Here is a 17,569-nt window from a genome sequence, read left to right as displayed (position 1 = left end):
ATGTCTCCCTTCGGCCTGTCTGCGCAGGCCCTGACTTGTGCTGATTGCACCGGCCTTTATCCCGCCGGCGACAACAGCGCTGTAGCCAAAGTGAACCCAATCGGCCAGCCGTTCAATCGTGCGAAAGGCCGCAGGGGGGAACCTGCGGCCTTTTGTCGGCATCTCAAAACTTTGCCGGTCCTTTACTCGCTCGCGCTGGTCAGGAAGGCATAGATATCTTCGCCACCTTTTTTCAGCTTGAAGGTCATCTTGGACTTGGCTTTGGGGTCGTCCAGATAGGTCTGCAGGAATTTCTTGGGGTCCGTGGTATATTCGACAAAGGTCGTTTCGTCCCAGACCAGCCCGCCCTCGCCTGCTGCAACAAGGCTGGGGCCGTACTTGTAACCTTCTACCGTGCCTGCAGTCTGGCCAATGATACCATAAAGGTTCGGCCCGGTTTTGCCGCCCTTCACGATGACTTCGTCCGAGGCGGTGACGACCGCGTGGCATGCTTTGCACTTATTGAAGGCTTTTTTGCCCGCTTCTGCGTCGCCTTCAGCCAATACCGGCGTGGCGATCATCAGAGCGGCGATAGCGGCGCTAAACGTGTATTTCATACTCTGGCTCCATTTGCGTGGCTACCGACAAATGGGCGGTCGAAGTAGCCAAAGTCAATCGGATAGAATGCCGCGCCGCCCTCGCCTCGCGCTTATGGCAGTTCGCTTTTTGCGCTGCCTTGACGGATGTCAATCCAGCAGGGCAAAAGGTCGCCCTCAGCGGGGCGCGCCAGATAGGTTGCCCGCGCGATGGCCCGGCTGAGGCAGAGGGCTGCGGCATGGCCGATCAGGGTCAGGTCGACCTGTGGGTTTCGCAACTCGCGCGCGCTGGTCGAGACGCTGAACACCAGATCGCCGTCGCCGGGGCTGTGCGCAGGCACCACAGCGCGCGCGATCCCGTCATGGGCGGCGACGGACATCCGCTTGCATTGCGCCTTGCTTAGCGCGGCATCGGTGGCGACGATGGCGATCGTGGTATTGGCGCGCTCGTCGCCTTTGGGCGCAAACAACGCCGATTTACGGCTGCTCAGGTCCAGCCCCAACCCTGCGCGCACATCCGGGCCAAGGCCTCCGAACTCGCCGTTCAACTCAAACGGCGCGGCCCAGAAATGCGTGTCGCCCGGCGTGGTGACGCTGCCCATCGGATTGGCTGCGACCAGCGCGCCAACTGTCACGCCAGAGGGCAGAACCAGCGAGGCAGAGCCAAGCCCGCCCTTGAGATTGGCGCTCAGTGCGCCGGTGCCAGCGCCGACGCTGCCAAGGTCGAACATCGTATCCGCCGCTGCAAACGCCTCGCCTCCCAAGGTGGCATAAGGGTTTGTCGCCCAGCCCTTGTCGCCGCCATTGACCAGATCGAACAGGATCGCGCCGGGCACGATGGGCACCACAGCCTCGCCGACCTGAAAACCGCGCCCGGCCTTGCGCAGTGCTTCGGTCACGCCCGAACAGGCATCGAGCCCAAAGGCTGAACCGCCCGACAAGACCAGCGCATCAATCTGCGAGACGGTCTTGTCAGCGGCCAGCAGATCGGTTTCGCGCGTGCCCGGCGCGCCGCCCATCACATGGACCGAGGCGGTAAAGGGCGCGTCCGCCGTCATGACCGTGACCCCGGATTTCAGCGCCTCATCCTGCGCGTTGCCCACGCGCAGCCCGGCAATATCGGTGATCAGGTTGAGGGGCCCCGGTTCCATCGTCAGATACACCGCCCGCCATCCACCTCAAGCGCCGCGCCGGTGATCATTGAGGCCTCGTCTGAACACAGGAAGCAGGCCGCGTTGCCCATATCCTGCGGGGTCGAAAAGCGACCGATCGGGATGGTCGACAGGAACTTCGCGCGCATCTCTGGTGTGTCCTCGCCCATGAAGGACTTCAGCAGCGGGGTCTCGCCCGCCACCGGGCAGAGCGCGTTGACGCGAACGCCATCGGGGGCCAGCTCCACCGCCATCGTCTTGGTGGCGGTGATCATCCAGCCTTTCGAGGCATTGTACCAGTTCAGTTTCGGGCGCGGCGACAGCCCGGCGGTCGAGGCGATGTTCAGGATCGCGCCGAATCCCTGCGCCTTCATCTGCGGCACCAACGTGCGGGCGGTCAGGTATACCGATTTCATGTTTACCGCGACAACCCGGTCGAAATCTCCTTCGCTGACCTCTTCCAGCGGCGCGGGCATGTGAGTCACGCCTGCATTGTTGACCAGAATGTCGATCTGACCAAAGGCGTTTTCGGCCATATGCGCCATCTTCGCAACCGACACCGCTTCGGAAACGTCTGTCTCGCATGCGGTGCCGCCGATCTCAGCCGCAATCTGCCCGGCCGCCTCGCGGTTCAGATCGGCGATCAACACGCGCGCGCCTTCCTGCGCGAATTTGCGCGCGATGCCCGCGCCGAAGCCTGACGCGCCGCCGGTGACAATGGCAGATTTCCCCTCCAGCCGCATGGCCGCACCTCCTCCTGCTCTTGTGTTGTGCGAACCCTAGCAGCGCGCTGACGGGATGCCAGCCTATTCGTCGCTGATCCGGCCCCGCAATGCCTTGACCGCGCCGCGCGCTTTTTTGGATTCCAGCCTGCGCCGCACGGATCCGTATGTGGGCTTGGTGGGCACCCGGCGCTTCGGTTTGACTAGCGCGCGGGTAATCAGTTCGACCAGCCGTTCGCGCGCGATGTCGCGGTTGCGCGCCTGCGAGCGGGTCTCGTCGCATTGGATGATGATGGCGCCATCCTTGGTCCATTTCCTGCCGGCCAGCCGTTTCAGCCGCGCCTTGACCGGGTCGGGCAGCGAGGGCGAACGGGCCGCTTCGAACCGCAACTCCACAGCGGTGGAGACCTTGTTTACGTTCTGCCCGCCCGGCCCCGAGGCGCGCACGAAGCTTTCGGTAAGCTCCCAGTCGTGAATGGTGATAGTGTCGCCGATCCTGAGCATGGGCGGAGCTTAACCGGGCCGTGCAGAAACAAAAAGGGCCGCCCTGGCGGGACGGCCCTTCGAAAGTTCAGGAGGTTGGGTCGGTTAGATCAATCGACCAGCCGGAGCGCGCGCTCCGCCAAGGGCTGCCCTAGCAGGCGATCCCCCCGGTTGTTCCGACACCTCTCTCCAATCTCTTTCTCGACACTGGATCACCTCCTTTTCTAACTGTTGCGGTTACCAAGGAGCGTGACACAAGCTGTGCCGATCTCAAAGCGTTTTTTATGCGGGCTGCGCAGTTGCTGTCAGTCGCGCCACGATCAGGCGGAACGGGATCAGCGCCAGCAGCGCCAGCGCCAGCTTGACCAGCCAGTCGGCAAAACCCAGCGTCACCCAGAGCGGCGCTTCGGGCCCGGTGAGCAGGAAGGGCACGGGCTCCCACGCCCAGGAAATCGCAGCGTCGGCATTTGCGCCGAAGACCGTGACCGAGGCCGAGAAGGCGATGGTGAAGAACAGCGCCGTGTCCAGTGCCGAGCCGACCAGCGTCGAAACCAGCGGCGCACGCCACCAGCGGCCTGCGCGCAGGCGATCAAAGAGCGCCACATCGGTCAGCTGTGCGATCAGGAAGGCGGTGCCTGAGGCGACGGCGACGCGCAGCGGCACGGCGGGGCCGAATTCAAGCATGATCTGGCTGCCGATCAGTGAGCAGAGGATGCCGGTGACAAAGCCGGCAAACACAACCTTGCGCGCGGCCTTCACGCCGTAAACGCGGTTCATGATGTCGGTGACGATGAAGGCGCAGGGGTAGGTGAACGCGCCCCAGGTCAGCAGACCGTCGAGGATCAGGAACTGAACCAGAATGTTGGAGGCAACCACAATGGCGGCCATGGCAAGAATGCCGGGGAGGTAGGTACGTGTCATATCTTGGTGCCCGTTTTGACAAGGTAGCGGCGACTTGGCCCGATTCATTTCAGGCAGGCCGCGCTGATAGCCGCTGCTTACGGCTTTGGCAAGTCATTCCGGCAGGGTATATTCCACGATCTCGGTACGCAGGAAGAACATGAAATTGTCGTCCGAGATCATCGTCGCACGCAGTTTGCCCTCACCGTCGCGCCAGATAGAGACGCCTTCAAGGTTTTCATGGGCACCGGAGCGCGTGTCGAGCACCGTTTCCTCGTTTGTGGCAGCCGTGTCGCTCACCGTCCAGCGCCGCAACCGGCTGCGAAACCCCAAAGCCCCGGTCGCGCGCTCCAGAACATATAGTCGCCCGTCCGGGCCAAAGTCGGCCCCGACCGGCAGGTAATCATCGCGCTGCGGCAGCTTGTACGGGGTCGACCATCGCCGCCCGTCCCAGCGATAGACCGGGATGGAGCCATCTGCGGCGCGGCTGCTTTCGGGCATGGTGTAAAGCCGCCCCTGCGCGTCGATTGCGAGCGGTTCGAAGGATCCGTTGCTGGCCAGATACTTGAACACCTTGGGGCGCGGCAGCACTTTTGACCGGCTTTCGGGATCGGTATAGTGGGCGAGGCGATGCACCCCTTCGAACGAAATATAGTGGCCGCCGTCAGGGCCTATGGCCAGACCCTCGGAATCGCCCGCGCGTCCGATCAGGGGTTTGTTCTTGCTGGATCGCACCCAATTGGCGGATGTGACCTTTACACCGCTGACGCGCCCGTCCTCGCGCTGCAAATCTGCGCTCACAAGTATCGAGCGGTCGCTGAGCGCTAGCATCGAGCTGCCGTCATCTGACACTTCAAGCCCTGAAAACCCGCCGAACCACGGGGCCTTGGCGGTCCACAGATAGCTCCCCGCGGGAATCGCGCCGGATCGCTCCACCGCATGCACGCTGCCCGTCAGGATCAGGGCGCAGATCAGCGCGATTGCAGAACGGCAGCGCATTGCTGGGGCAGGTCGGAAAGGGTGTATTCACCGCGCTTCTTGGGCGCGGGTGCGTTGGGGTCACGCGGTTTGGGCGGTGGCGGGTTCAGGATATTGTTGACCCATTGCTGCGCTTCGGCACAGCCGTCCCCCTTGGGTGGCGGATCCTGATTAACGCAGCCACGCATGCCCTTGGGACAGCTCAGCCGCACATGGAAATGATAATGATGGCCCCACCAGGGTCTGATCTTGCGCAGCCATTTGCGGTTGCCCTTGGCGTTCTTGCACATCTCGACCTTGGCGCCGGGGAAGACAAAGATCCGCGCCACCCGCTTGTCCTTGGCGGCGGCTTTCAGGATTTCGTGATGCTGCCGGGTCCAGTTGGAATTGACAAAGGCACCCTCGGCGCGGCGCAACGAGATGGAAGAGATGTTTTCACGGTTCCGGCGCGACAGGTTCAGCTTGTCGGCCGGCCGCATCCAGATATCGATGTCCAGACCGATCTGGTGGCTGCGGTGCCCGCTCAGCATCGGGCCGCCGCGCGGCTGGCTGATATCGCCGATATAGAGCCCGTCCCAGCCCGGCTGCTTTGCCGCAAAGCGGCTCAGGTCCTGGATGTAGTCGATGGTTTCGGGGTGGCCCCAGTTGCGATTGCGCGACAGGCGCATCGCCTGCCAGGTCGGTCCGGTCTCGGGCAGTTGCACCGAACCTGCGGCGCAGCCCCGGGAATAGCTGCCATAAGCGGCGGGTTTTTGCCGGGAGCCATGGTCCTGCGCCCCGAACAGCTGCTTTGCCAGCGGAGCGGCATCAGGTGTACCAGCCATCCCGGCCAGTGCAGCAATCGTCACAAGTGCCCGTAAAAACATCAGGTCTGATCCCCTTCCGGTCTTACCCAGCGCAACAATATGAGGCCCAGAATAAACAACGCGATCACCGGGGAAACCCCCAATCTCGCATCTCCGAATACACCGGTCGCCACGCCGATCATCATGGGCGCCAGAAAGGCAGTTGCGCGACCCGAGAGGCCATAAAGCCCGAAGCTTTCGGTCGGGTGATCCGGCGCCGTGTGGCGCACCATCAGTGACCGGCTGGCCGATTGCAGCGTGCCGCCCATGCCGCCGATCAGGACACCGCAACCAAAGAACAGGATATCAGGAAGCGAGGACCCTTCGGGTAGCGTGATGCCGAAAATCTGGGTGCGGTCCATGCCGACGATCAGTGTGCAAACCGCAATCAGGATGAGGATGCAGCCACAGATGACCGGTTTCGGCCCCAGACGCTTATCCAGTTTGCCGCCGAAATAGACAAAGATTGCCGAGGCCAGAACGCTGACGATACCAAAGATCCCGATCTTGATCAGATCCCACTCCAGCACCAGCCGCGCATAGACTCCGCCAAAACTGTAAAGCCCGTTCAACGCATCGCGATAGAGCATTGAGGACCCGAGATAGGCTGACAGGCTGTAGCGATGCCGCAGATCCGCGATCGTCTGACCCAGCAGGCGAAGCGCCCCGGAAAACGAACCCTTCTTGCCGGTCCGCGGCCCGTCCCGGACCCACAGGAAATAGGGGATCATGAAGACAATGTACCAGGCCGCCGTCATTGGCCCGACAAAGCGGGTGCCTTCCATCTGCGCGGCGTTCAATCCAAATGCCGGGTCCAGGCCGATCAGGGTCTTGCCATTGGGCTGCTCGACAAAGAACAGCAGCATGATGGCCAGCGAAATCAACCCGCCGAAGTAACCAAAGGCAAACCCGCTGCCCGAAACCTCGCCCACATCCTCTTTGTCGCTGATATCGGGCAATTGTGAGTTGATGAAAATCAGCGCGTATTCCGCCCCAACAAAGCCAAGCCCGAAGGCCGACAGCATCAGCCACATGTTCGACCCGTCCGGCAGTGTGAACCACAACGCCGCAGAGCCCACCGCATACATCACCGAAAAGGCGAAAATCCACGGTATCCGACGACCGGTGACATCGGCAAACGCGCCCATCAGCGGGGCGCCGAAGGCAATGATCAGCCCGGTGATGGTCAGACAATTGGCCCAGACAACCTGCGCCCGCGCCGCCGCTGCCTGCCCGGAAAGCCCGGTTGTCGCAAAATACTCTGCAGCGACACCTGCAAAATAAGGCCCGAAGATGAACGTAACCAATAGCGAGTGATAGGGTTGGCTGGCCCAATCAAAAAACCACCAGCCCCAGACGCGTTTACGCGCGGATATTTCTGCCATGCCCGTCCTCAAATGCTCTGCTTAGAATAAGAGGGGCTGGGCGCGAATTAGACAAGCTTTTCCTGCATTGGTGGCCAGGGACGCAGCGCATCGGCCGCGCACCAGGCGGCAACCCAGTCGGGCATCGGGGGGGAGGCTCGATCCTGATGCCCCATCTCGCGCAGAACCTCGGCGGGTGGTACAATGCCGTTCTTGTCGGTCACGGCAGAGCGAAACAGGACGTGACTGGCGCATTCACCGTTCCGCTTCCACATGCTTTGTTCCAGATAGATGAATTTCTCATCCCAGCAGACCGCGCGCGAGCGCATCTCGAACTGCTCGAACCCGCGAATACGGCGGCGAAACCGGACGGTGGACCCGGCCATGGTCATGGCCCAACGCCGCCGGGTGATCGCTTTGATCAGCCCGACCCGCTGCGCTGCCATGGTGCGGCCAAGATCATAAAGCGTCATGGCGCGGCCATTGTTCAACTCAAGCCAGATATCCAGATCCCACGGCCAGCACCTATGGTTGGAGATGTGGGTTTCTGTCAGGTCAAGCGGGGACATGCGGCGCGCGACAAGCAGGTCCTTGACCAAGCGGACGATCGGGAACATGGGGCTCTCCAAAACGGTTTCCCGGTACACATGCCAAAAGTGACGCGAGCGTCAATCACGACGGCGCGGCATCCTTGCGCTTTTGCATATCAGCGATTACCTGTCGGGCAGATCATGAAGGAGAATTCTGACGATGATGGCAATCTACGGACCGCTGCAGCTGATCCTCAGCGTGGTTTATTTCTTCATCATCGTGCATGTGATCATGAGTTGGTTGATTAATTTCAACGTTCTCAACGTGCACCAGCAGCTTGTCGGGCAGATCTGGTACGGGTTGAACCGGCTGCTGGAGCCGATTTATCGCCCGATCCGTAACATCCTGCCGGATACCGGAGGTCTGGATCTTGCGCCGCTGGTGGCCTTTATCATCGTGCTCTCGCTGCAAAACTACATCCTGCCGACTCTGTTTGGCTTCATGTAGGCGTCACGCCCTCTTGTTCACCGATTCTTAGTGTGTGACACTGCCTGCCAAGAGCAGAGCAAAACACAGACCACAGGATCACCTGCCCATGCTGGACGCAGCGCCGCTTTTGCGGGATGTCTTCGGATTCGATGCCTTTCGCCCCGGCCAGGAAGAGATCGTCGATGCGGTGAGTTCCGGGGAAAACGTGCTGGCCATCATGCCTACGGGTGGCGGCAAATCTCTGTGTTTTCAATTGCCAGCGCTGCTGCGCGAGGGCGTGACGGTGGTGATCTCGCCGCTGATCGCGCTGATGCGCGATCAGGTCCGCGCGCTGCAAGAGGCGGGCGTATCCGCCGGTGCGCTGACCTCGGGCAACACGCCGGAAGAAAACGATGAGGTTTATGCCGCGCTAGAGGCCGGCGCGCTCAAGCTGCTTTACATCGCGCCGGAACGTCTGGCGGCGGGCTCGGCCATGGGGATGTTGCGGCGCATCGGCGTCAGCCTGATCGCGGTGGATGAGGCCCATTGCGTAAGCCAGTGGGGCCATGATTTTCGCCCCGACTATCTGCGCATCGGCGAGTTGCGTCGCGCGCTGGGCGTGCCGCTGGCTGCCTTCACGGCTACGGCGGATGCCGAAACCCGAGACGAGATTGTCAGCAAGCTGTTCGAAGATCAGCCGCCGCGCATCTTCCTGCACGGGTTCGACCGCCCCAACCTGCATCTGGCCTTTGCCGCCAAAGATAGCCCGCGCCGACAGATCCTCGATTTCGCCGATGCGCGGCGCGGGCAGTCCGGCATAGTCTATTGCGGCACCCGTAACAAGACCGAGGCTTTGGCCGCTGCCTTGCGCGAACAGGGCCACAAGGCCTGCCACTATCATGGCGGGATCGAGGCCGAGGATCGGCGGCAGGTGGAAATCCGCTTTGCCCGCGAGGATGGCCTGATCGTGGTGGCGACGGTGGCCTTCGGGATGGGCATCGACAAGCCCGATATCCGCTGGGTCGCTCATGCCGACCTGCCCAAATCCATCGAGGCCTATTATCAGGAAATCGGCCGTGCCGGGCGCGATGGTGCCCCGGCCGAAACGTTGACCCTGTTTGGGCCGGACGACATCCGTTTGCGGCGCGCGCAGATCGACGAGGGGCTGGCCCCGCCCGATCGCCGCATCGCGGATCATGGCCGCCTCAATGCGCTGCTGGGTCTTGCCGAGGCGCTGGAGTGTCGCCGCAAGACCCTGCTCGGCTATTTCGGGGAAGAGGCCGAAAGCTGCGGCAAATGCGATCTCTGCGCCCAGCCCGCCAAGGTGATGGATGGCACCCAGCCGGTGCGTATGGCCCTGTCGGCTATCCTGCGCACCGAGGAATGGTTTGGCGCCGGGCATCTGATCGACATTTTGGTGGGCAATGAAACCGACCGCGTGCGCGATCGGCGCCATGATCAGTTGCAGACATTCGGCGTCGGGCGGGCGCATAGCAAACAGCAATGGCAGGCGATCTTTCGGCAAATGATGGGCCACGACCTGATCCGCCCCGACCCCGAACGTCACGGTGCGCTGCGCATGACCGAAGCGGCGCTGCCGATCCTGAAAGGCAAGGCCAGCATCCGTCTGCGCCAGGACACGATCAAGGCGGCGGGGCGGCGTCCGGCGGTCAAGGCGATGGTCTCGGACGAGGACGCGCCGCTGCTCTCGGCACTCAAGGCCAAGCGCCGGGCGCTGGCTGAGGCCGCCAAGGTGCCCGCCTATGTGATCTTTCCCGACCGCACCCTGATCGAAATGGCCGAAAAACGTCCCGCGACGCTTGATGATATGGCGCGGATCAGCGGGGTTGGGGCGAAGAAACTGGACCGCTATGGCGCGATGTTCCTGCAGGTGATCACCGGCGCGGACGAAAGCCATCACCCGCAGCAGCGTAAACTCGCGGGTGCGGGCAAGGCGGCGCTGTTCGATCAGTTGCTTGAAGTGCAGACGGAACTCGCGCGGGGGGCCGATGGCACCCATAAACCGCTTAGTTGCTCGGCGGCGCAACTAGCCAAGGTCGCGCAGCTTAACGCGGATGACCAGACAGGGTTGCAGCGGGTACTGGGCGAAAGCCGGGCGGAACGTTTTGGCCCGGCGTTTCTGGACGTGCTGCGCGCTGCGGACTAGGTCTGTACTCAGACATGAGAAGGGGTGGATATGCTTGTAGTGATTTCTCCGGCCAAGCGGCTGGACTGGGCAGAGCGCGACATCGCGCTGACACGGCCCGATTTTCAGGATGATGCCATCCGGCTGGCGCGCACGGCACGCAACCTGACGCTGGGCGATCTGCGCAAGCTGATGGGGTTGAGCGATGATCTGGCGCGCCTGAACCGCGACCGGTTCCGGTCGTTTGCCGAAGACCCCGCAGCGGATATGGTACGCCCGGCGGCGCTGGCCTTTGCCGGGGATACCTATCAGGGGCTCGAAGCCGCCTCGCTGGATGCGGACGAGATGCGCTGGGCGCAGGATCACCTGCGCATCCTGTCAGGGCTCTATGGCGTGTTGCGGCCCTTGGATGCGATCCAACCCTATCGGCTGGAAATGGGCAGCAGGCTGAAGACCCGGCGCGGCAAATCGCTTTATGATTACTGGCGCGATCAGTTGAGCAAGGCGCTCAACGCGCAGGCCGCCGAGACCGGAACAGATGTGCTGATCAACTGCGCCAGCCAGGAATATTTTGGGGCCGTCGCGTCCGCCGCGCTGAAATTGCGGGTGATCACGCCTGTGTTCATGGAGGACAAGGCGGGCAGCCCCAAGATCGTCAGCTTCTTTGCCAAGAAAGCGCGCGGGGCGATGGCGCGCTACATCATCCGCAATCGCCTGACTGATCCGGCGGGATTGCTGGAGTTTGACACAGGCGGATATGCCTATCAGCCCGAGATGTCCGACCCCGACCGACCGGTTTTCCTGCGGCCTTATACCGTCGCTGCGCAGGCGTCGCCCGCGCAAACGGTCAGCGCCTGAGGTCGATTGTCATCAGAGAGGAGCGATGGCGGGAAAACTCTGACCGGTGGCGCGTCGCAACTCGTCAACGGCGTGCGCCAGCGCCGGGCCGACACTGTCGTGAATTCTGTCATCGCTCAGCACGTCCGATGTTGCGCCGCTGAAGAATGACACGGGTGCGCCAAACTCCGAGGGCCGATAAGGCGTCGCCAGCGCATTGATGGAGCGCGCGAAACGATCCGGACCACTGACAAACGCATAGCCATGGGCCAGCAGCTGGTCGCGGGCCTGTTCGGTCAGCCTTGTCAGCGCATCCCCCTGATCCGCGGGCAGGAGCGCGGCGAGCTTGCGGGTCTCTTCATCACTTAGCGCCCCGATATAGGCCGCCCCCGAGGAAGAGGAGAGCATCGGCATGCGATACCCCACATCCAGCCAGATCGAGTGCGACCCCGCTGGCCGCCAAGTCTTGACCATCAGCATCTTGCCGTCATCCTGAATCGCAACCCCGATCAGCGTGGCGGTCTCATCGGCCAGGCGCTGCATGATCGGCGTGGCGATCTCGACAAACGAAAAGGAGGCCGCTGCGATATTGCCAAGCGCGAGTGCTGCGGGGCCAAGCCGGTATTTCTCATGATGGCGCCCATGGGTCAGATAGCCCAGAGCGCAGAGTGTGAAGGTCAGCCGCGAGACCGTAGAGCGGGGGATGCCGGTACGCTCCGACAGGTCCAGATTGCCCAGCCCGTTATCGGTGGGGCGGAAGGCACGCAAAATGCTCAGGCCGCGCGCCAATGTGTTGGCGTAGCGCTTGTCACTATCGGGCATCGGCAGAGTTCCTGCTTGTCTCAGAGACGCCGCTGAACGCGATGAAGCGGTCGAGATGGTGATCAACATCGCCAAAGAGGTGGTCGACCATCACCAGACGACGGGCATGATGGGACATGGCGTATTCGTCGGTCATGCCGATACCGCCATGCATCTGGATACACTCCTCCGCAACCAGCGCGCCGACCCGCCCGATCAGGTTCTTGGTTGCACTCACATGGCGCTCGCGGGTGAGGCGGTCGGCCTCAAGATGACCGGCGAGATTGATCACCGCCGAGCGTGCCTGCTCGATCTCGATCAGCATATCGGCCAGCCGGTGCTGCAGCGCCTGAAAGCTGCCGATCGGGACGCCGAACTGCTTGCGCTCTTTCAGATACTCCACCGTCAGCGCCTTGCCCGTTTCCATCGCACCCAGTGCTTCGGCGCAAAGTGCCAGCGTCGCGCGGGCATGGGCCGCCTCCAGCGCCGTGTAAGCTTTGCCCGGAGGTCCCAGTCGCTGGCTCTGATCGACGGTGACAGCCTCCAAAGTGATACGGGCCGAGGACGTGCCGTCGACATTGACGTGCCCATGGCAATGCACGCCGACTGACGTTGAGGGGATCAGAAACAGCGAAACGCCATGCTTGTCAGCCGGATCGCCCTCTTCACGGGCAGAGACAAGTAGCATTCCGGCCTGCGCGCCGCCCAGAACATGGGCCTTGGTGCCGTTCAGCACGATCGCTCCGTCTGATGTGCTGGCGCGCGTGGTCACATGATTCAGATCATACCGCGATTGCGGCTCGGCATGGGCCAGAGCGAGAATGGTTTCCCCGGCAATGACCTGTTGTATCACATCGCTCTGACCCTCCGCATCCAAAGCGGCCAGCAGCCCGCCTGCCAGCACGGCTGATCCCAGAACAGGTTCGATCACACCGGCGCGGCCCAATTCCTCGAACACGACCATCAGATCGGTGCCGGTCCCGCCATAGCCGCCCTGTTCCGGGGCAAAGACAGCGCCGAGAATGCCCAGCTCGGCCAGTCCCGCGAACACGGCGGTATCATAGGCCTGACCGGAGGTCAGTACCGCCCGCCGCGCCTCGTGGCTGTAGCGATCCTTCAGGAAGCGCTGCAGCATGTCCCGCAGCATCATCTGGTCGTCACTCAGTCCGAAATCCATCTGCCTACCCTGTCAAAGCCCGAGCGCCGATTTGGCGATGATCGTGCGCTGGATCTCGTTCGAGCCGCCGAAAATCGACAATTTGCGCATGTTGAAATATCCCGGCGCGGCGGCAGGCGCATGTTCCGGGCCGAGCGGGTCTGCATTGTCGCCGCCATCCAGAAAATCGGGCAGGTAGGGCATTGCGTCCGGCCCCATCGCGCGGCGCAGAAGCGCGCTCAACTCCTGGCGCAGCAAGGTGCCCTTGACCTTGAGCATCGAGCTTTCGATGCCCGGCGCATGTCCTTTGGCCGCCGCGCTTATCATCCGCAGGTTGGTGGTGCGCATCGCCATCAGATCAATCTCGGCCTGCGCCATGCGGGCCGCGAAATGCGGGTTCTGATCCAGCGGCCTGCCGCTCGCCATGGTGTGCGCCGCCACATGTTTGAGCGTCGCAAGCGCGGCGTCGGAAAACCCCACGCCCGCAATGTTGGTGCGCTCATGGGTCAGCAGGTATTTGGCATAGGTCCAGCCCTTGTTTTCTTCTCCCACGAGGTTTTCGGCAGGCACACGAACATTGTCGAAAAACACCTCGTTCACCTCCGCCTCGCCATCGATCAGCACGATGGGGCGAACTGTGACGCCGGGTGTATCCATGTCGATCAGCAGGAAGGAGATTCCCTCCTGCTTCTTGGCATCGGGATCGGTACGCACCAGGCAGAAGATCCAGTTGGCATGCTGCCCCAGCGTGGTCCATGTCTTTTGCCCGTTGACCACGTAATACGCGCCCTCGCGCACCGCGCGGGTCCTCAGCGAGGCCAGATCGGACCCCGCGCCGGGTTCGGAATAGCCCTGGCACCACCAGTGCTCGCCGCACAGGATCGGCGGCAGAAAGCGTTGCCGCTGGTCCTCGCTGCCGAATTCAAACAGCACGGGCGCGAGCATCTTCAACCCAAAAGGCACGATGCGCGGGGCGTGGGCGCGGCAGGCCTCTTCCTCGAAGATCTGGCGCTGCACCGCGTCCCATTCTGCGCCGCCATATTCGCGCGGCCAGTTCATCGCCAGCCAGCCGCGCGCGTTCAGCATGGTGTGCCAGTCCTGCATCTCTGCCTTGGTCAACCGCTTGCCCAGCCGCACCTTGTCGCGGGTTCGTTCGGGTAGGTTTTCAGCGAGAAAGCGGCGCAGCTGTGCCCGGAATTGCTCTTGCTCTTGTGTATAGGCGAGGTCCATCAGAAAATCTCGAACAGGCCAGCGGCCCCCTGGCCACCCCCGATGCACATGGTCACCACGCCCAGCTTCGCGCCCCGGCGCCTGCCTTCCAGCATCAGGTGCCCGGTCATGCGCGCGCCGGTCATGCCGAACGGATGCCCGATCGAAATCGAGCCGCCATTGACGTTGCAGATCGCAGGATCAATGCCCAGCCGCTCGCGGCAATAGAGCGCCTGACTGGCGAAGGCCTCGTTCAACTCCCACAGGTCGATATCCTGTATCGTTAGTCCGTGGCGTTCCAGCAGGCGCGGCACCGCAAAGACCGGCCCGATGCCCATTTCATCCGGTTCGCATCCGGCAACCGCAAAACCCTTGAAGGCCCCCAGCGGTTCGACCCCTTCACGCGCGGCCACATCCTCATCCATCAGAACCAGCGCCGCCGCCCCGTCGGAAAGCTGCGAGGCGTTGCCTGCGGTGATGAACTGTCCCTCGCCGCGCACCGGGGCGAGGCCCGCCAACCCCTCCAGCGTGGTGTTGGGGCGGTTGCAGTCATCCATGGCAAACGTCACCTCCTTGCGGGTGACCTCGCCGGTGTCGCGATCCTTGAAGGCCTGCGTTACCTTGATCGGCACGATCTCGTCATCCAGTTTCCCGGCGGCCTGCGCGGCGGCAGTGCGCTGCTGGCTTTGCAGCGCCAGTTCATCCTGCGCCTCGCGGCTGACATTGTAACGCGCGGCGACGATATCGGCGGTTTCAATCATGGACAGGTAGAGGTCGGGTTTATGCGCGCTGATCCACGGCTCTTGTGCCTGCGGTGGGCGCGAAGGCGGCATCTGGCTGATACTCTCGACCCCGCCAGCAAGGGCGGCGGGGGCCTTTTCCATCGTGATTGCATGGGCCGCCATCGCAACCGCCTGCAACCCGGACGAGCAGAACCGGTTCACAGTTGCCGCCGCCACGGTGACCGGCAGCCCGGCCCGGATCACCGACTGCCGGGCGATGTTGCTGCCGGTCAAGCCTTCGGGATAGCCGCAGCCGACAAAGGCGTCTTCCAGCAGGGCAGGATCGATACCGGCCCGGCTGACCGCATGTTCGATGGCATGGCCCGCCATGGTCGCCCCATGGGTTTCGTTGAACGCCCCGCGATAGGATTTGGCCAACCCGGTGCGTGCGGTAGAGGCAATTACAGCTTGTTTCATCGCAATGATCCTTATGTGTTCAGGCTGGCAAAAGTCTTGCCCTCGGCCACCAACCGCTGCAGCAGCGGCGCGGGCTGCCAGAGGAAGTCATCCTCGGCGGCAAATGTGGTGATATCGCGCAGGATCTTATCCGGCCCCACCGTATCGGCATAATACATCGGACCCCCGCGCCAGCGCGGAAACCCGTAGCCGTTGAGCAAGGTGACATCCACATCCAGCGGGCGTTGCGCGATGCCTTCCTCGACCACCCGCGCGGCTTCGTTGACCATCGCCGCCATGTAGCGGTCGACGATTTCCTGATCGGAAAGCGCGCGTGCTATGACGCCCTTGGCAGAGCGTTCTTCTGCGATGATACCGTCAACCTCGGGATCGGGTGCGGGGCGGCCTTCGCCATAAAGGTAATAGCCCCTGCCGGTCTTGCGGCCAAAGCGGCCCATCTCGCAGAGGCGGTCGGCGAACTCGGCATAAGCCTCGCGCGGGTCGCGCCTGGGGGCCAGGCGCTTGCGGGTGGCCCAGCCGATATCCAGCCCGGCCAGGTCGCTCACCGCATAGGGCCCCATGGCGAGGCCAAATTCGACCAGCGCGCGATCGACGTCGAACGGGCTGGCCCCCGCGATCACCGCGCCGTCCAGCGCCTTGCGGTAATGCGACAGGATGCGATTGCCGATGAACCCGTCACAGACCCCCGCGCGGACCGCGACCTTGCCAAGGGTCTTTGCCAGCGCAAAGCCCGTCGCGGTGACCTCTGGCGCGGTCCGGTCCGCGACCACGATCTCCAGCAGCTTCATGACATGGGCTGGCGAGAAGAAATGGAGACCGATCACATCTTCGGGACGTGCGGTCATCGCGGCGATGGCGTCCACATCCAGATAGGAGGTGTTGCTGGCCAGGATCGCGCCGGGTTTGCAGACTGCATCCAGCTTTTCGAACACCTCTTTTTTCACATCGATGCTTTCAAAAACCGCTTCAATCACGATGTCGGACTGAGCAAATTCCTGGTAATCTGTTGTGGTTTTAAAACAATCAGACATGATTTCGCCATATTGTGCCTCACCCAGCTTACCCCGTTGCATTGCGCCTTCCAGCAGGCCGGAAACCGTCGCATATGCCCGATCTGTGGCCTCTGAATCACGCTCAACCAGGGTCACCTTGAGACCGGCAAGCAAGGCGTTCGTGGCGATGCCTGCGCCCATGGTGCCGCCGCCGACCACGCCCAGAGTCTGGACGTCGCGCGGGGCGACGCCCTTAATCTCGTCCAGCTTTCCAACCTGCCGCTCGGCAAAAAACGCGTGGATCATCGCGCCGCGCTGATCCGACGCCATCAGTTCCTTGAACAACGCCCGCTCCTGCGCAAGACCCTCGGCAAATGACAGGTCAATCGCGCCCCGAAGCGCGTCCAGAGCCTTTTGCGGGGCGATCTGACCACGCGCGGACTTTGCCAGCTTGGCGCGCGCCGCATCCATTGCACCCGGCTCCGGCGGATTGCAGACAAGGCGGCTGGTAGGGCGCGGTGCAGCGCCCGTTTCGATCAACGTTTTGGCATAGCCCAGACTCGCGTTCCGGATGTCGTCGCCGCTCGCAATCTGGTCGATCAGGCCAAACTCAAGCGCGTCTTGCGCACCGATCTGGCCACCCGAGGTGATCATGTTGATCGCATTGGACATCGGTACCAGCCGTGGCAAGCGCTGGGTGCCGCCGGCACCGGGCAACAGGCCCAGCATCACCTCTGGCAGCCCGAAGCGCGCCGAAGCCAGGGCAATGCGGTAGTGCCCGCCCAGAGCCAGTTCCAGCCCGCCGCCCAAAGCGGTGCCATGCAAGGCGATCACCACCGGTTTGGTCGAGGCCTCGATCTGGTCGATTACGTCGGGAAGCGAGGGCTCCATCAACGGTTTGCCAAATTCGCGGATATCCGCCCCGGCGACAAAGGTTCGGCCCGCGCAGCAGATCAGGATGGCTTTGACCTCCGCCATCTCTGCGGCCTGCGTGACGGTGTCAGAGAGCCCGGCGCGCACGGCTTGGGACAGTGCGTTGACCGGCGGGTTGGAGACTTGGATCACGGCAATATCGCCGTGAAGCTCCATCGTGACTGGGTGCGACAAAACCGGCCCCTTTCTCATTGCTGCCTCATATCGGCAGAGGGATAGAAGATTGCCATAGAAATTTCAATATGTGGAATTTGACGCCTATAAGTGGAATTTCACAAA

At 62.7% G+C, this 17,569-nt stretch carries 17 protein-coding genes; 3 read left to right on the top strand and 14 right to left on the bottom strand.

What is annotated here, in order from left to right; genetic code table 11:
• Positions 1-182: 182 nt before the first annotated feature.
• The 9 genes from Q5Y75_RS10920 to Q5Y75_RS10880 all read right to left on the bottom strand — a co-directional run bounded on the left by Q5Y75_RS10920 (position 183) and on the right by Q5Y75_RS10880 (position 7,635).
• Positions 183-596 carry a c-type cytochrome gene (locus Q5Y75_RS10920; RefSeq protein ID WP_306197172.1) on the bottom strand — a complete coding sequence of 138 codons (414 nt, stop codon included), beginning with the start codon at positions 594-596 and terminating at the stop codon, positions 183-185.
• Between the two features lie 92 nt (positions 597-688).
• Entirely contained in the window at positions 689-1,726 is a 1,038-nt protein-coding gene (locus tag Q5Y75_RS10915; RefSeq protein ID WP_306197170.1) for a P1 family peptidase, read from the bottom strand.
• 2 nt (positions 1,727-1,728) lie between these two features.
• Positions 1,729-2,469, bottom strand: coding sequence for an SDR family oxidoreductase (locus tag Q5Y75_RS10910; protein ID WP_306197167.1), 741 nt, complete (start codon positions 2,467-2,469; stop codon positions 1,729-1,731).
• 63 nt (positions 2,470-2,532) lie between these two features.
• Complete coding sequence (gene arfB / locus Q5Y75_RS10905) at positions 2,533-2,952, bottom strand: alternative ribosome rescue aminoacyl-tRNA hydrolase ArfB (RefSeq protein WP_306197165.1); 420 nt, start codon at positions 2,950-2,952, stop codon at positions 2,533-2,535.
• 261 nt (positions 2,953-3,213) lie between these two features.
• Positions 3,214-3,852 carry a queuosine precursor transporter gene (locus Q5Y75_RS10900; RefSeq protein WP_306197163.1) on the bottom strand — a complete coding sequence of 213 codons (639 nt, stop codon included), beginning with the start codon at positions 3,850-3,852 and terminating at the stop codon, positions 3,214-3,216.
• 93 nt (positions 3,853-3,945) lie between these two features.
• Positions 3,946-4,830, bottom strand: a complete 885-nt coding sequence (locus Q5Y75_RS10895; RefSeq protein ID WP_306197161.1) for an esterase-like activity of phytase family protein — start codon at positions 4,828-4,830, stop codon at positions 3,946-3,948.
• Positions 4,803-5,675: a penicillin-insensitive murein endopeptidase gene (gene mepA / locus Q5Y75_RS10890; protein ID WP_371933250.1), complete on the bottom strand. Its 873-nt coding sequence runs from the start codon at positions 5,673-5,675 to the stop codon at positions 4,803-4,805. Before mepA ends, Q5Y75_RS10895 begins: the two co-directional genes overlap by 28 nt.
• Entirely contained in the window at positions 5,675-7,039 is a 1,365-nt protein-coding gene (locus Q5Y75_RS10885) for an MFS transporter (protein ID WP_306197159.1), read from the bottom strand. The genes mepA and Q5Y75_RS10885 overlap by 1 nt, the downstream gene beginning before the upstream one ends.
• Positions 7,040-7,086: 47 nt before the next feature.
• Positions 7,087-7,635, bottom strand: coding sequence for an acyl-CoA thioesterase (locus tag Q5Y75_RS10880; RefSeq protein WP_306197157.1), 549 nt, complete (start codon positions 7,633-7,635; stop codon positions 7,087-7,089).
• Between the two features lie 133 nt (positions 7,636-7,768).
• On the opposite strand from Q5Y75_RS10880, the gene Q5Y75_RS10875 reads away from it, so the two are divergent.
• The 3 genes from Q5Y75_RS10875 (at position 7,769) to yaaA (ending at position 11,021) form a co-directional block, all read left to right on the top strand.
• Entirely contained in the window at positions 7,769-8,056 is a 288-nt protein-coding gene (locus tag Q5Y75_RS10875) for a YggT family protein (RefSeq protein ID WP_306197155.1), read from the top strand.
• Positions 8,057-8,144: 88 nt separating this feature from the next.
• Positions 8,145-10,184 (top strand): DNA helicase RecQ, encoded by a 2,040-nt coding sequence (gene recQ / locus Q5Y75_RS10870; protein ID WP_306197153.1) that lies wholly within the window; start codon positions 8,145-8,147, stop codon positions 10,182-10,184.
• Positions 10,185-10,214: 30 nt separating this feature from the next.
• The gene (gene yaaA, locus Q5Y75_RS10865; protein ID WP_306197151.1) at positions 10,215-11,021 is read left to right on the top strand and encodes a peroxide stress protein YaaA; all 807 of its coding nucleotides are present in this window, start codon (positions 10,215-10,217) and stop codon (positions 11,019-11,021) included.
• A 12-nt stretch (positions 11,022-11,033) separates the two neighbouring features.
• Here yaaA and Q5Y75_RS10860 read toward each other — a convergent pair whose 3' ends face one another.
• The 5 genes from Q5Y75_RS10860 to Q5Y75_RS10840 are packed head-to-tail and all read right to left on the bottom strand — an operon-like array spanning position 11,034 to position 17,482.
• Positions 11,034-11,822 (bottom strand): IclR family transcriptional regulator, encoded by a 789-nt coding sequence (locus Q5Y75_RS10860; RefSeq protein WP_306197150.1) that lies wholly within the window; start codon positions 11,820-11,822, stop codon positions 11,034-11,036.
• Positions 11,812-12,978, bottom strand: coding sequence for an acyl-CoA dehydrogenase family protein (locus tag Q5Y75_RS10855; protein ID WP_306197148.1), 1,167 nt, complete (start codon positions 12,976-12,978; stop codon positions 11,812-11,814). Before Q5Y75_RS10855 ends, Q5Y75_RS10860 begins: the two co-directional genes overlap by 11 nt.
• Positions 12,979-12,990: 12 nt before the next feature.
• Complete coding sequence (locus Q5Y75_RS10850; RefSeq protein ID WP_306197146.1) at positions 12,991-14,187, bottom strand: acyl-CoA dehydrogenase family protein; 1,197 nt, start codon at positions 14,185-14,187, stop codon at positions 12,991-12,993.
• Complete coding sequence (locus Q5Y75_RS10845; protein ID WP_306197144.1) at positions 14,187-15,365, bottom strand: acetyl-CoA C-acyltransferase; 1,179 nt, start codon at positions 15,363-15,365, stop codon at positions 14,187-14,189. Before Q5Y75_RS10845 ends, Q5Y75_RS10850 begins: the two co-directional genes overlap by 1 nt.
• An 11-nt stretch (positions 15,366-15,376) precedes the next feature.
• Positions 15,377-17,482, bottom strand: coding sequence for a 3-hydroxyacyl-CoA dehydrogenase NAD-binding domain-containing protein (locus Q5Y75_RS10840; protein WP_306197143.1), 2,106 nt, complete (start codon positions 17,480-17,482; stop codon positions 15,377-15,379).
• Positions 17,483-17,569: the final 87 nt, after the last annotated feature.

It is taken from the genome of Ruegeria discodermiae, from assembly GCF_030758345.1.
Taxonomy (GTDB): Bacteria; Pseudomonadota; Alphaproteobacteria; order Rhodobacterales; family Rhodobacteraceae; genus Ruegeria_C.
Note: the sequence above shows the minus strand (reverse complement) of the source record. Positions and strands in the feature narration are given on the sequence as shown.